The sequence below is a fragment of the Streptomyces olivaceus genome (genome assembly GCF_000721235.1).
GTDB classification, from domain to species: Bacteria; Actinomycetota; Actinomycetes; order Streptomycetales; family Streptomycetaceae; genus Streptomyces; species Streptomyces olivaceus.
Window position 1 is genome coordinate 75,410 of sequence record NZ_JOFH01000017.1, and the last position, 12,766, is coordinate 88,175.

The following is a 12,766-nucleotide window of genomic DNA, read 5'->3' on the forward strand; positions in this document are numbered from 1 at the left end:
CGCGCCGGCCCGGCCACGCGGTGCGCGACCACCGACGCACACCGGAACCGGAGCGCAAGAACCCGGCGCACCAGAACCAGCACGCAAGGGCCCGCTGCACCAGAACCAGCGCACACAGCACCAGGCAGATCAAACACACAAGGAGTTCTCATGTCCAAGCCGCCCCTGCCCCCAGAGGCCGTCGCACTGCTGCGCCGCGCCAACCCGTGCGTCATGGCCACCCTCCGCTCGGACGGCACCCCCGTCTCCACGGCGACCTGGTACCTGTGGGAGGACGACGGCCGCGTGCTGGTCAACCTCGACGCGGGCCGGGTGCGTCTGGGACACCTGCGCCGCGACCCGCGGGTCACCCTCACCGTCCTCGCCGAAGACGACTGGTACACGCACGTCACGCTCATCGGCCGTGTCACCGAGATGCGCGACGACGAGGACCTCGCCGGCATCGACCGGCTCTCCACGCAGTACACGGGCAAGCCGTACCCCGACCGGCAGCGCCCCCGGGTCAGCGCCTGGATCGAGGTGGAGCGCTGGCACGGCTGGGGCTCCATGAAGGACAGCGACCAGCCGTCCACCTGACGGCACGCCGGCCGGTGACGGGGCGCGGGGTGCCCGCGCCCTGTCACCGGCGGTGCCTACTCGATCTCGCGCATCATCTTCTCCATGGAGCCGACGGAGAGCCGGGTCCGCGTCAGCTCGTCCAGGGTCTGGCGCTGTTCCTCCGCAGTGCGGCGCTGCAACTCCACGGTGTCCTCCAGGAGCCGCGCGTATCGCGTGGCGAGCTCCTTGTACTGCTCCTCGCGCGCCGCCAGCATCCGGGCCCGCCAGGTGGCGGCGACCTGCCAGACGATCACGATCAGCAGACCGAAGAACCCGGCCGCGCCCACGGCGCCCACCAGGCCCCCCACTCCATTGCCGTCCTCCCCGGCCTCCAGCGTGCCGACGACCAGCCCCGCGGCCTCCAGCCGCTGCAGGTGCATGTGCAGCAGTGGACGGCCCATGCCGATCAGCCGGGCCAGCGCGCTGACGTAGCAGGGGCGGCTCAGGGGCGAGTCGGGGACGGCTCGGGGTGGGCTCCGGGGTGGTGCACGGCGTAGCATCCTTCGCGCGGCATCGCGTGTCGGTCACCGTCCGGGTGAGGCATGGAGGCGCCGCGGAGATGCCCGTGGAGGCATTGACCCGTGTCAGTCGAGTTCAACCACACCATCGTCCTCTCCCACGACCGGGAGGAGTCCGCCCGATTCCTCGCCGGAATCCTGGGCCTGGAGGTCGGCGAACCGGCCGGGATGTTCCTGCCCGTGACCACCGCCAACAGCGTCACCCTCGATTTCGCCACCGTCGACATCGACTTCCCCATGCAGCACTACGCGTTCCTCGTCTCGGAGGACGAGTTCGACGCCGTGCTCGCTCGCCTCGTCGAGGGCGGGATCCCCATCCACGCCCATCCGCACGGCCAACACCCGCGCCGGATCAACCGCAACGACGGCGGCCGGGGCGTCTACTTCATCGACCCGTCGGGGCACGGCATGGAGGCCTTCACCCGCCCCTACGGCAGCGATCCGTCCTCGCCGTTGAACGGCGTCACGGAGGACGTGCCCGGGGCCCGCTGAGGGTCCGCCGACCGGCGTCCGCCCCGGTCTCCGCGCACCGCTGCCCCGTTGTCAGACCCCTTCCGCATACTGGTGGCCACAGGAGCGGGATGTGAGGGGGGATGGACGTGCGGACGGTGTACAGGGGCGAACTGCCGGTCGTCCACGGCGGGTTCCACGTGGACAGCCGCCGAGGGGCGTACGATCCGCGGCCACCGGAGTCGTCGGAGGCCTGTGCCGGGCAGAGCAACGGCCTGTGCGGCGCGGCCGTTCCGGGCTGCCTCTTCCTGGGCACGGGCCTGCGCCGCGGCCGCGTCGCCCTGACCGTCGAGGTGCACCGGGCCGCCCCGCCGCTCGACGACGGCTGGGAGGACGTCGTGGAGGCGTCCTTCCGGCCGGCCGCCGCCTCCGCGGCCGTGCTGCGCTGCTGCCACGGCACGCTGTGCGAGGTGGACCTGCCGGCCGCCGACCACCGGGTGCGGTACTGCGGGCGCGGCATGGACCCGGCCGCCGACGGTCCCGCCCGCGCCGCCGGTTCCGGCCGCCCGGTCGGGCAGTACCTGCTGCAGTTCTGGCCTGCCCCGCCCGCCGCGGACCGGGTCGTCCGCCAGACCTCGCGCAGCGCCGAGAGCCGGCACCGCCACGCGCGGGCCCTGACCCGGCCCGCTCCCCGCGCGGGAGGCGAGCGGGAGTGGGCCGAGGCCAGGTCCTGGGGCGGCCGGCTGCCCAGCCGGCGGGTCCGGGCCGTCGGCGACGACGCGCGGGGACTCGTGCCGCTGGACCGGGACCTGCTCGACGCCGTCGACGCCCTGTGCCCGGCGGCGCAGCGGAGCCTGGCGCGCTGGGCGGCCCGCCGCGCCTTCAGCGAGACGGGACTCGAGGACCTCGGCTGGATCGCGCCCGCGCTGGCCGCGCTCGACCGGGGAGATCCCCTGCCGGCGCCGTTCGACGATCCCCGGCGGCCCTGGGACCGCTTCTTCCACGACGACCGCATCGCCTGCACACCGCCGGACGCGTCCGGCGGGCCTCCGGACCTCCCCCTGCGACAGGCCCTGGCCCTGCCCGCACTCCGTGCCGCGGCCGACCCCGACCCGCTGCGTGCCGCGCTCGGTGCCCTCTTCGCCGCCGCAGTCGCCCACGGCACCGGCTACCCGGCCCTCTTCGCCGCGGCCCGCCGGACCTTTCCCGGCCTGGGCACGTGCGCGCCGGCGCGCCCTCCTAGCGGGCCTGGCGGGCCAGCAGCTTCCGCAGCGCCCCCGCGACCTCGTCCGGCGCCTCCTCCGCCATGAAGTGCCCGCAGTCGACGGTGTCGTGCCGCAGGTCGGGGGCCCAGGCCCGCCACAGCGCGGCGGCGTCGTAGCCGAGCGCCGCGCCCCAGTCCTGCTGGAGCACGGTCACCGGCATCCGCAGCCGATTGCCCCGCTCCCGGTCGGCCAGGTCGTGGGCCACGTCGACGCCCGCCGAGGCCCGGTAGTCGGCCACGATCGAGGGCACCGCCTCGCGGGAGGCCCGGAGATAGGCGGCGCGGACGTCGGCCGGCAGGGCGCCGGGGTCCCGGGCCCACAGATCGAGGAAGTGGCCGAAGAACGCGTCCGGCGCGGCGCCGATCAGCTGCTCCGGCAGACCCGGCGGCTGCGCCATCAGGTACAGGTGGAAGCCCACCGCCGCCGTCGTGCCGTGCAGCACGTCCCACATGTCCAGGGTCGGCAGCACGTCCAGCGCGGCCAGGTGCGTCACCGCGTCCGGGTGGTCGAGCCCCGCCCGCACCGCGACGAGGGCGCCCCGGTCGTGCCCGGCCAGCGCGAACCGGTCGTGCCTGAGCGCCCGGGCGAGGGCCACGACGTCGGCGGCCATGGCCCGCTTGGCGTAGGCGGTGCCGTCCGGGTCGGCGGGCTTGTCGCTGGCGCCGTAACCGCGCAGGTCGGGGCAGATGACCGTGTGGTCGGCCGCCAGGTCGGCGGCGACGTGCCGCCACATCAGATGGGTCTGCGGGAAGCCGTGCAGCAGCACGAGGGGGCTGCCCGAGCCGCCGACGGCCACGTGCAGGCCGATGCCGTCGGCGACCTGGACGCGGTCGTACGTGAAGCCAGGGATGGTCGGGGTCGGTTCCATGACTGGGTCGTGCCTTTCCGAAAGGTTCTCGTGGTGCGACGGTCGCTGCCCGGCGTGCCGGGACACACCACGAGCCTCGCGCGCCCGGATCAGCAACCGATCAGCACGCGTACCGTGGTGCGGGAGTGGCGGTGGCTGATCGGAGAGCGGACGCAACATGGAACCGGTCACGTTCGGTGTCCTCGGACCGGTCACGGCCGAGCGCGGCGGTGCCCCTCTCGCCCTGAAAGGCCCCCGGCACCGCGCCGTACTGGCCCGGCTGGTCGTGGCCCGGCGGCGGGTCGTCCCGCTCGCCCGGCTGGTCGAGGACCTGTGGGACGCGCCGCCACCGCGGGCCGTGGGAGCCGTGCGCACGTTCGTCGGAGACCTGCGCCGAGCCCTGGAACCCGAGCGCCCGCCGCGCGCCCCCGCCGGACTGCTGGTCACCGAGGGCCCGGGCTACGCCCTGCGCGCCGCGCCGGACGCCGTGGACGCGTGGCGCTTCGAGACGGCCGTCACCGAGGCCGGCCGGGGACCCGCGTCCCGGGCCCCGGACCGGATCCGGGCGGCGCTGGGGGAGTGGCGCGGGCCCGCCTACGCGGGGTTCGGCGAGGCGGACTGGGCCCGCGGCGAACGCTCCCGGCTCACCGAACTGCGGCTGGGCGCCGTCGAACGCCGGGCGGAGCTGCTCGTCGGCCTGGGCCGTGCCGCCGAGGCCGTACCCGACCTGGACGCGCACCTCGCCGAGCACCCCTGGCGCGAGGAGGCCTGGCGGCTGCTCGCCCTCGCGCTGTACCGGACCGGACGCCAGGCGGACGCCCTCGACGTGCTGCGCCGGGCGCGCACCCTGCTGGCCGGACGCCTCGGCATCGACCCGGGCCCCCGGCTGCGCCGCCTGGAGGCCGGCATCCTCGCCCAGGACCCGGAACTGGACCCGCCCCACGAGCCGGCGGAGGCGGCCGCGCGGCTGTGGGCCCGGGCGACCGAGGCGTACGACCGTACGGTCGCCGCCGGTGCCCACGCCCGCCTCGAATCGACCGTCGGTCTGCTGCGCTCCCTCGCCGTCACCGGCGGCGGCGGTCTGGAGGCGGCCCGGGAGCACCGCACGGCAGCGGTCGCGGCGGTGGAGGAGACGGGCGACCCCGAACTGACGGCCCGGGTGATCGGCGCCTACGACGTCCCCGCCAACTGGACCCGCAGCGACGAGCCGGAGACGGCCCGCCGGATCGTCGCGGCGGCCGAACGCACCCTCGCCGCCCTGCCGGACACCCCGGCCACCGAGGCGTCCCGCTGCCGCCTGCTCGCGACCGTCGCCCTGGAGTCCCGCGGCGTCCGCTCCCCGCGCGGGCCGCGTGCGGCGCGCGAGGCCGAACACATCGCCCGCCGCCTGGACGACCCCGCGCTGCTCGCCTTCGCCCTCAACGGCGTCTTCATGCAGTCCTGCACCGCCGCCGGCCTCGCCCCGCGACGCGACGCGGTCGGCGCCGAACTCGTCGCGCTCGGCACCCGGCACGGGCTCGTCAACCACGCGGTACTGGGCCGGCTGATCCGCCTCCAGGCCCGCTCGGCCCTCGGCGACTTCACCACCGCCGACACGCACGCCGCCGCCGCGGACGACCTCGCCGCACGCCACGAACGGCCCCTGGTGACCGTCTTCACCGGCTGGTACCTGGCGCTGCGGACGGCCGCCACCGGCAGCCCGTACGACAGCGCCGAGGCCGCCTACCGCCGCGCCGCCGCGCGGCTCGACGGCGCCGGGATGCCGGGCCTGGAACGCGGACTCCTGCCGTTGGCCCTGCTCGGGCTGCGGCTGGCCCGCGGCCGTCCGGCCGCCGTGGACGCGCGCGCCGACTGGGGTCCGTACCGGCCCTGGGCCGAGCCGTTCGCCCTGCTCGCCGACGGCCGCACCGCCGCGGCCCGGACGGCACTCGGCGCCCTCGCCCAGCCGCCGCCCGACCTGCTGTACGAGGCGCTGTGCTGCGCCGAGGCCGCGCTCGCCCTCGACCTGGGCGACCGAGAGGCCCTGGAGCGGGCGTACGAACGGCTGCTGCCCGCGTCGGGCGAGCTCGCGGGCGCCGGCAGCGGGCTGCTCACCTTCGGCCCCGTCGACGCCTGGCTCGCCACGATCCGCCGGGCCCTCGGCCGGTGAGCGACGCCCGGGGGCGCCGGGGCCGAGGTTGCGCCGACCCGCGACGGGTACCCGCGGGCGCATGAAGTGGCAGCAGGTGCAGGACGGTCCGTCGGCGGTCTACGTGGTGGTGCTCGACCCCGGCGAGGACCCGGTCGCCGAACTCACCGCCTTCGCCCGTGACAGGTCCCTCGGCGCGTCCCAGGTGACGGCCGTGGGCGCCTTCTCGCAGGCGGTCGTCGGCTGGTTCGACCGGCAGGCCAAGGACTACCGGCCCATCCCGGTGGAGCAGCAGTGCGAGGTGCTGTCGCTCATCGGGGACGTCGCCGTCGCCGACGACGGTCCCACCCCGCACCTGCACGCCGTACTCGGCCTGTCCGACGGGTCGACCCGCGGCGGCCACCTGCTGTCCGGCCGGGTCTGGCCGACGCTGGAGGTGGTCGTGCGGGACAGCCCCGCCGAACTCGCCAAGACGCACCGTCCCGACATCGGCCTCGCCCTGATCGACCCGGGATGAGCGGGCCGCAAGGGAGGAACGGCATGAGCGAACGACGCCGCCCCCGATGGGCCGAGGACCCGGATCCGCGCGCACGGTCCGGTCTGATCGGCCGCCGCTTTCCACGTACCGGAACCGAGCCGGCCACCGCCCAGAGCCCGCTGCGGCTCAGGCTGGTGCTCTCGGCCGTCTTCCTGCCGCTGTTCCTGGCCGGGGCCGCGTACTGCGGCGTGTGGGCGGCCGGCACCGGCCCCGGCGACAGTCCCGGCCGCGGCACGCTGGTGGCCGTCGCCGCCGTGTGCGCGGCGTTCGCCCTGCTGGCCGTCGCGGACCTCGTGGTCGTGGCCGGACGGCTGCGCCGCGAACGCGGCACCCCGGTTCCGCACTGAGGTCCCGTACTGGTCGTCGGTGCGCAATCCGCGCCCTCCGCAGCCCGGCCCGCTAGTCTGCGCCCCTCCGCGGCCCGGCCTGCTGGTCCCCGCCCCTCCGCGGCCCGGCCCGCTAGTCCGCGCTCGTCCGCAGCCTGGCCCCCTGCCGCAGCAGTTCCCGCTGGACCAGCCGGTAGGGCAGACCGCGGGGACCGCGCCCGTGCCGGACGGTCAGGGCCGCGCACACCCCGGCCGCGTGGCCGGTCGCCATGGCGATGGGCATCACCCGGTACGACGAGTGCGCCACGTGCGTCCCGGAGATGCAGCGCCCCGCGACCAGCAGCCGCTCGGTGTCCCGCGGCACCAGGCAGCGCAGCGGGATGTCGTAGAAACTCCCCTGCGGAACCCTCTTGAGGACGGTGCCCGAGCCGCGCGGATTGTGGATGTCGACCGGGTAGGCGCCGTGCGCGACCACGTCCGGGAAGGTGCGCGCCGCCAGGATGTCGTGGCCGGTGAGCCGGTAGTCGCCGAGCACCCGGCGGCTCTCCCGCACGCCGATGTGGGTGCCGCTCTGCACCACGTACGACTCCTCGAAGCCGGGCACCCGCGTGCGCAGGAAGCGGTCGATCTGCGCCAGCTGCCGCCGGGCCGTGTACTCGGCGCGGGTGAGGTCCCAGACGTTGCTGCCGAGGACGCGGTTGACCCGCGTGCTGTTGACGGCGATCTCCCGCGGGTGCGGCGTCGCGAAGAAGAGGATGTCCTCGCGCGGCAACCGCAGCTCGCCCTCCGCCCTGGCCTCCTCGATCAGGTCCCACAGGCCGTGCACACCGCGCCACTGGTCGGGATGCTCCCGCACGTAGTCCGCGAAGTCGGGCCGCGCGAAGTCCGCCACGCGGAACATCAGCGTCATGGGCTGCACCAGCCCGTCCTCGGGCCTGCCGATCTCGTACGGTGCCCCGCAGGCGGTCGCCACGTCGCCGTCGCCCGTGCCGTCCACCACCACCCCGGCGTCGATCACCACCGGTCCCGACTTCGTCTCGAACACCACCCGCCAGCCCGAGCCGTCGTCCAGCGGCAGTGCGCCGGAGGCGAAGGAGTGGAACAGCATCCGCACCCCGGACTCGTCCATCATCTCCAGCAGCGAGAGCTTGAACAGCTCCGGGTCGAAGGGGACCGTGTACCCGGTCTTCGGAGACGGCGGCAGGCAGCCGCCGCGCCCCATGAGCCGGTCGAGCAGCTGCCACAGCACGCCCGCGACCACCGGTTCGCCCTCGCCGTGGTCGGTGGGCAGCAGCCGGGAGGTGTCGCCGGCCTCGGTGAACGCGGCCTGCCGGTGCTCGTTGTGGAACGACATCAGCGGCATCACCAGCGCCACGGTCGCGTTGCCGCCGAGGAACCCGTACCGCTCGACCAGCACGACGTCGGCCCCGGCGTCCGCCGCGCCGACCGCGGCGGCGAACCCGGCGGGCCCGCCGCCCACCACCAGGACGTCGCACCGGCCGCCGTGCCGGGCGGACCGCGGGGGCAGCGTGACCATACGGGGCTCGCGGGGCTCTTCCAGGACCGGCATCGCTCTCCTCCGGGTCGGGCATTCGGCGGTCACGGGTTCCGGCGCCGGGGGGCGCCGAACCGACGTTCGGCCCCCCGGTCAGGCGGTCAGGCGGTCAGCGGCCGAGGCCCGGTCACGTGCGCTCCTCCTCCAGCCGGTCCCCCTTCCGACGCTCCTCCTTCCGCCGTTTCTCCTCCCGTCGCTTCCTCTCCCGTCGCTTCCTCTCCCGCTCGCGCGTCCGCCGCGCCCGGCCGGTCGCCGCCGCCGATCGCGTCCAGCAGCGAGCCGCAGCGCACGCAGGTGCCCAGGGCGGTCGCGGACAGTTCCCGGACCCGCTCGCGCAGATCGTCCCGGCGCTGCGGATACTCGTCCCACAGCCGGTCCACCTCCGCCAGCAGCAGCCCCGCCTGCTCCCGCGCCACCCCCACCAGCGCCGGGGCGCCCAGCCGGCGCGCGAAGTCGAAGACCTTGCCGGAGTACGGCAGCGGCAGCACCGGTACGCCGGTGAGCGCCGCGAAGATCACGAAGTGCAGCCGCATGCCGACGGCCACGTCCAGGTGGCGCATGAAGCCGAGGACCTGCCCCGGGCTGTAGTCGCCGTGCAGGATCCGGCCCTTGTGCGGCGCCGTCATGTGCGACAGCACGGCGTGCGCGTGCCGTACGTCGTGCCGTTCCATCGGCAGGAACACCACGTGCGCGTCGAGCCTGCGCACCAGGAAGTCCGCCACGTCGGCGAGCAGCGCGTGGTAGTCGCCCTCGTCGAGCTTCTCGGCGGCCCGCCCCGGCTCGCGCACCGACATCCCGACCAGCCGCGCACCGGACGGAATGCCCTCGTCGCGCATCATGGCCGCGGTGAACGGCTCGGGGGCCAGCAGCAGCGCCGGGTCCGAGGTGACCACGACCTCGCGCTCCAGGCCGACCTCCTCCAGCACCAGCCGGGACTCCTCGTCCCGCACCACGACGTCGTCCATCTCCGCCAGCACCGTGCGCACCGCTTCCCGGTCCTCGGCGTCCGTCAGCGGCCCGGCGCCCACCGCGTAGGCGAACGTGGGCACCTTCCGCAGCTGGGCGGCCCGCACCAGCCGCAGATAGCGCCGCGCCTCGCCGTCGTAGAGGATGCCGCCGCCGCCCAGCACCAGCAGATCCAGGCCGGGCAGCGCGTCCAGCACGTGGTTGCGGGGGACCCCCTCCCAGGCGACCACCTCGTCGGCGTCGCGGTGATGGGCGCGGGTGTGCTCCGCGTCCCGGCTCAGGACGACGAGGTGGGCGTCCGGCCGGTGGGCCCGCAGACAGCTCAGGACGCAGGTCAGGATCGCCTCGTCACCGGTGTTGAAGCCGCCGTAGGAACCCAGCACGCCGATGCGCGGGCCCGGGCGGGCGGAGTGCGGATGCGAGGGCCGAGTGGTCATCCGGGGCTCCCGTCACGTCGTAGCGAGACCGGGGCGCGCCCCTTTCGGCGCGCGGGCCGCGCAGGGTGCCGGGTTGCCTGCGCCGGATCGCGGAAACACCCTGACCAAGAACCCTTGCGCGCCCCCTGTCTCCCGCCCGTACGAGGAGCCCCGGTGAACGTCTCCCTCAGCGCCTGGCTGCTGACCGTCGCGGGCCTGTGCGTCCTGGTCGCCGCCGACTTCTTCGTCGGCCGCAAGCCGCACGACGTGTCGATCCGGGAGGCCGGGGTCTGGACCGCCGTATGGGTGGTCCTGGCCTGCCTGTTCGGTGTGGGACTGTTCGTGGCCGGGGGCGGCGGTCCGGCCGGGGAGTTCTTCGCCGGCTACGTCACGGAGAAGTCGCTCAGCGTGGACAACCTCTTCGTCTTCGTGCTGATCATGGCGAAGTTCGCGGTGCCCTCGCAGTACCAGCAGCGGGTGCTGATGGTCGGTGTCCTGGTGGCCCTGGTGCTGCGCGCCGCCTTCATCGCGGCCGGCGCGGCGATCATCTCCGCCTTCTCCTGGGTGTTCTACCTCTTCGGCGCCTTCCTCATCTGGACCGCCTGGAAGCTGATCCAGGACGCCCGCGGAGGCGGTCACGACGAGGAGTACGAGGAGAACAGGCTGCTGAAGTCGGTCGAGCGGCGTTTCGGCGTCGCCGACCGGTACCACGGCACCAGGCTGTGGGTGGAGGAGAACGGCAGACGGGTCATGACCCCGATGCTGGTCGTGATGCTCGCCATCGGCTTCACCGACATTCTCTTCGCCCTGGACTCGATCCCCGCCATCTACGGTCTGACCCAGGACCCGTACATCGTGTTCACGGCCAACGCGTTCGCCCTGATGGGGCTGCGGCAGCTGTACTTCCTCATCGGCGGACTGCTGAAGAGGCTGGTCCACCTCTCCTACGGCCTGTCCGTGATCCTCGGCTTCATCGGCGTCAAGCTCGTGCTGCACGCCCTGCACGAGTCCGGTGTGCACGTGCCCGAGATCGGCATCCCGTTCTCGCTCGGCTTCATCGTGCTGGTCCTCGCGATCACCACGGCGACGAGCCTGTGGGCGTCGCGGCGGGAGCGCGCGTGACACCCCGCCCGAGGCTCCCTAGGTCGCCATCTCCTGGGTGCCCAGGACCGTGAGCAGGGCGAGCCGCTCGGCGTCCCGGGTGCCCGGTTCTGCCGTGTAGACCATGATCCGAAGGTCGTGGCCGGCCACGCCGAGCACGTCGCAGTCCAGGACGAGGGGGCCCACCCGGGGGTGGTCGATGGTCTTGCGGGCCGCCTCGTGCCGGCCGACCGCGTCCGCCCGCCACAGCTCGTCGAAGCGGTCGCTGCGGGCACGCAGCTCCTCGACCAGCTGCCCCAGCCGGCGGTCGGCGGGGTAGCGGCCGGTGGTCGCCCGGAGGTCCGATACCAGCGCCGCCTCGAACGCCCGGCGTTCCGCGGCCGTGAACCGGGCCCGGCTGCCCGGTCCCACGAAGTTGCGCCACACGCTGTTGCGCTCCGGACCGCGCCAGTGCGACGGGTCGCCCATCAGCGCCGCGTACGGCGGGTTGGCGAGCAGCAGCGTCCAGGCCGCGTCGTACACGGCCGCCGGAGTGCCGGCCAGCCGGTCGAGGAGCCGGTGGACGCTCGGCGGGATGTACGCCGGCACCGTGTCGGGGCCCGGTGGCACCAGGCCGGCCAGCCGGAACAGGTGCGCCCGCTCCTCGGGGTCCAGCCGCAGCGCCCTGACCAGCGCCTCCACCACCTGCGCCGACGGGTGGGCCGCCCGGCCCTGTTCGAGGCGGGTGACGTAGTCGACGGAGACGCCGGCCAGCAATGCCAGCTCCTCGCGCCGCAGCCCGGCGGCCCGCCGGTGCCCGCCCGCCGGCAGCCCGGCCGCCTCGGGGGAGACCCGGTCCCTGCGCAGCCGCAGCGCCCGCCCGAATTCCGTCGTCGTCATGGTTCCAGTGAACACCGGCCTGCCTCCCGTCTTCCTGGTACCCGTGGTCCCAGGAAGACGGGACGCCTGGCTGCCGGCACCGCACCGACGCAGCCTGGAGCCATGACGAACACACTGATCACCGGAGCCAACAAGGGCCTCGGCTTCGAGACGGCCCGCCGCCTCGTCGCCGCGGGCCACACCGTCTGGGCCGCCGCCCGCGACGCCGAGCGAGGCCGCCGGGCCGCCGCGGAACTGGGCGCGCGGGCCCTCGTCCTCGACACCACCGACGACGCCTCCGTGGCCGCCGCGGTGGAGACGGTCGCCGCCGAGGGCGGCCTCGACGTGCTGGTCAACAACGCCGGCATCGAGCAGCGCGGCGCGGACAACTCCGTGACCGGCGCCGACGGCACGACCGCCGACCTGCTGCGCACCGTCTTCGAGACCAACGTCTTCGGCCTGGTGCGGGTGACCCACGCCTTCCTGCCGCTGCTGCGCCGCTCCGCCGCGCCGGTCGTGGTCAACGTCAGCAGCGGCCTGGCCTCGCTGACCGGGCTCACCTCTCCCGAGAGCCCCGGGTACGGCTATCCCGGGCTCGCCTACCCGGCCTCCAAGACCGCGGTCAACGCGCTGACCGTGCAGTACGCGAAGGCACTCCCCGGGATGCGGGTCAACGCCGTGGAGCCGGGCTTCACCGCGACCGACCTGAACGGCAACACCGGTACGCAGAGCGTGGCCGAGGGCGCCGAGGCCATCGTCCGGATGGCCCTGCTGGACGCGGACGGACCGACCGGAGGCTTCTTCGACGCGTCGGGTCCGCTGCCCTGGTAGCCGGCACCCCGGCACCCCGGGGCCTCCGGCACCCAGGGGTCTGCGGTAGGCCGGTCAGCACTCCACCGGGGACGGCCGGCCGCGCGTGACGACGCGGGTGCCGTTGCCGTCGACCACCCGGGCCTGGAGCGAGCCGCAGGCACACCGGGTCCACAGGGTGCCGCCCGCGCCCGTGGGATGTGCGGAGAGCACCTGGAAGGGCTCGGCACCGTCGGGCCACCCGCAGTGCGGGCAGACGACACCGGTCGTGCTGGGCATGGCGACTCCTCGGGCGTGAGTGGTACGTCGGACGGCTGGTGCGCACGTTGGGTCATGGTGGCGCCACAGACAGAGTGCGGCCGGAGATCCGTTCAAGTCCAGTTTGACTTTC

General features: G+C 74.7%; 14 protein-coding genes and 1 pseudogene. 8 read left to right on the forward strand and 7 right to left on the reverse strand.

Features of this window, described 5'->3' with window-relative positions; all coding sequences use genetic code 11:
- Window positions 1-150 precede the first annotated feature (150 nt).
- Window positions 151-576, forward strand: coding sequence for a PPOX class F420-dependent oxidoreductase (locus tag IG94_RS0120105; protein WP_031038535.1), 426 nt, complete (start codon window positions 151-153; stop codon window positions 574-576).
- A 56-nt stretch (window positions 577-632) separates the two neighbouring features.
- Here the strand turns inward: IG94_RS0120105 and IG94_RS0120110 are convergent, their stop codons facing one another.
- Together IG94_RS0120110 and IG94_RS44360 are read right to left on the reverse strand one after the other, a co-directional pair.
- Window positions 633-977 (reverse strand): hypothetical protein, encoded by a 345-nt coding sequence (locus tag IG94_RS0120110; protein ID WP_263439801.1) that lies wholly within the window; start codon window positions 975-977, stop codon window positions 633-635.
- Window positions 954-1,097: pseudogene (locus tag IG94_RS44360) on the reverse strand (hypothetical protein); the annotation flags it as partial. The pseudogene IG94_RS44360 and the gene IG94_RS0120110, both read right to left, overlap by 24 nt.
- Window positions 1,098-1,178: 81 nt before the next feature.
- On the opposite strand from IG94_RS44360, the gene IG94_RS0120115 reads away from it, so the two are divergent.
- Window positions 1,179-1,607, forward strand: a complete 429-nt coding sequence (locus IG94_RS0120115) for a VOC family protein (RefSeq protein WP_031038540.1) — start codon at window positions 1,179-1,181, stop codon at window positions 1,605-1,607.
- A gap of 101 nt (window positions 1,608-1,708) precedes the next feature.
- Window positions 1,709-2,875, forward strand: a complete 1,167-nt coding sequence (locus tag IG94_RS0120120; protein ID WP_063763397.1) for a hypothetical protein — start codon at window positions 1,709-1,711, stop codon at window positions 2,873-2,875.
- On the opposite strand, the gene IG94_RS0120125 is transcribed toward IG94_RS0120120, so the two are convergent.
- Entirely contained in the window at window positions 2,805-3,698 is an 894-nt protein-coding gene (locus IG94_RS0120125; RefSeq protein ID WP_031038548.1) for an alpha/beta fold hydrolase, read from the reverse strand. The genes IG94_RS0120120 and IG94_RS0120125 overlap by 71 nt on opposite strands.
- A 157-nt stretch (window positions 3,699-3,855) precedes the next feature.
- Between IG94_RS0120125 and IG94_RS0120130 the strand changes: the two genes are divergently transcribed.
- The 3 genes from IG94_RS0120130 (at window position 3,856) to IG94_RS0120140 (ending at window position 6,690) form a co-directional block, all read left to right on the forward strand.
- On the forward strand, window positions 3,856-5,826 hold the full coding sequence (locus tag IG94_RS0120130; RefSeq protein ID WP_031038550.1) for an ATP-binding protein: 1,971 nt from the start codon (window positions 3,856-3,858) through the stop codon (window positions 5,824-5,826).
- 61 nt (window positions 5,827-5,887) lie between these two features.
- On the forward strand, window positions 5,888-6,322 hold the full coding sequence (locus IG94_RS0120135) for a PPC domain-containing DNA-binding protein (RefSeq protein ID WP_031038551.1): 435 nt from the start codon (window positions 5,888-5,890) through the stop codon (window positions 6,320-6,322).
- Window positions 6,323-6,345: 23 nt separating this feature from the next.
- Window positions 6,346-6,690, forward strand: coding sequence for a DUF6343 family protein (locus IG94_RS0120140; RefSeq protein WP_031038553.1), 345 nt, complete (start codon window positions 6,346-6,348; stop codon window positions 6,688-6,690).
- Window positions 6,691-6,802: 112 nt separating this feature from the next.
- On the opposite strand, the gene IG94_RS0120145 is transcribed toward IG94_RS0120140, so the two are convergent.
- Window positions 6,803-8,239 carry an FAD-dependent oxidoreductase gene (locus IG94_RS0120145; RefSeq protein WP_031038556.1) on the reverse strand — a complete coding sequence of 479 codons (1,437 nt, stop codon included), beginning with the start codon at window positions 8,237-8,239 and terminating at the stop codon, window positions 6,803-6,805.
- A gap of 86 nt (window positions 8,240-8,325) precedes the next feature.
- The gene (locus IG94_RS0120150) at window positions 8,326-9,627 is read right to left on the reverse strand and encodes a polysaccharide pyruvyl transferase family protein (protein WP_052410771.1); all 1,302 of its coding nucleotides are present in this window, start codon (window positions 9,625-9,627) and stop codon (window positions 8,326-8,328) included.
- 153 nt (window positions 9,628-9,780) lie between these two features.
- On the opposite strand from IG94_RS0120150, the gene IG94_RS0120155 reads away from it, so the two are divergent.
- A complete protein-coding gene (locus tag IG94_RS0120155) occupies window positions 9,781-10,728 on the forward strand; it encodes a TerC family protein (protein WP_031038560.1) in 948 nt (315 codons plus the stop codon).
- An 18-nt stretch (window positions 10,729-10,746) separates the two neighbouring features.
- Here IG94_RS0120155 and IG94_RS0120160 read toward each other — a convergent pair whose 3' ends face one another.
- Window positions 10,747-11,586: a helix-turn-helix transcriptional regulator gene (locus IG94_RS0120160; RefSeq protein WP_031038562.1), complete on the reverse strand. Its 840-nt coding sequence runs from the start codon at window positions 11,584-11,586 to the stop codon at window positions 10,747-10,749.
- 102 nt (window positions 11,587-11,688) lie between these two features.
- Between IG94_RS0120160 and IG94_RS0120165 the strand changes: the two genes are divergently transcribed.
- Window positions 11,689-12,396 (forward strand): SDR family NAD(P)-dependent oxidoreductase, encoded by a 708-nt coding sequence (locus IG94_RS0120165; protein ID WP_031038565.1) that lies wholly within the window; start codon window positions 11,689-11,691, stop codon window positions 12,394-12,396.
- Between the two features lie 54 nt (window positions 12,397-12,450).
- Here IG94_RS0120165 and IG94_RS0120170 read toward each other — a convergent pair whose 3' ends face one another.
- A complete protein-coding gene (locus IG94_RS0120170) occupies window positions 12,451-12,654 on the reverse strand; it encodes a hypothetical protein (protein WP_031038567.1) in 204 nt (67 codons plus the stop codon).
- Window positions 12,655-12,766: the final 112 nt, after the last annotated feature.

Bases quoted from the DNA above. Each gene is read 5' to 3' on its own strand.
- IG94_RS0120140 (WP_031038553.1), top strand. From the start codon at position 6,346: ATGAGCGAACGACGCCGCCCCCGATGGGCCGAGGACCCGGATCCGCGC.
- IG94_RS0120135 (WP_031038551.1), top strand. From the start codon at position 5,888: ATGAAGTGGCAGCAGGTGCAGGACGGTCCGTCGGCGGTCTACGTGGTG.
- IG94_RS0120120 (WP_063763397.1), top strand. From the start codon at position 1,709: ATGGACGTGCGGACGGTGTACAGGGGCGAACTGCCGGTCGTCCACGGC.
- IG94_RS0120130 (WP_031038550.1), top strand. From the start codon at position 3,856: ATGGAACCGGTCACGTTCGGTGTCCTCGGACCGGTCACGGCCGAGCGC.
- IG94_RS0120150 (WP_052410771.1), bottom strand. From the start codon at position 9,627: ATGACCACTCGGCCCTCGCATCCGCACTCCGCCCGCCCGGGCCCGCGC.
- IG94_RS0120125 (WP_031038548.1), bottom strand. From the start codon at position 3,698: ATGGAACCGACCCCGACCATCCCTGGCTTCACGTACGACCGCGTCCAG.
- IG94_RS0120165 (WP_031038565.1), top strand. From the start codon at position 11,689: ATGACGAACACACTGATCACCGGAGCCAACAAGGGCCTCGGCTTCGAG.
- IG94_RS0120105 (WP_031038535.1), top strand. From the start codon at position 151: ATGTCCAAGCCGCCCCTGCCCCCAGAGGCCGTCGCACTGCTGCGCCGC.
- IG94_RS0120170 (WP_031038567.1), bottom strand. From the start codon at position 12,654: ATGCCCAGCACGACCGGTGTCGTCTGCCCGCACTGCGGGTGGCCCGAC.
- IG94_RS0120145 (WP_031038556.1), bottom strand. From the start codon at position 8,239: ATGCCGGTCCTGGAAGAGCCCCGCGAGCCCCGTATGGTCACGCTGCCC.
- IG94_RS0120110 (WP_263439801.1), bottom strand. From the start codon at position 977: ATGCACCTGCAGCGGCTGGAGGCCGCGGGGCTGGTCGTCGGCACGCTG.
- IG94_RS0120160 (WP_031038562.1), bottom strand. From the start codon at position 11,586: ATGACGACGACGGAATTCGGGCGGGCGCTGCGGCTGCGCAGGGACCGG.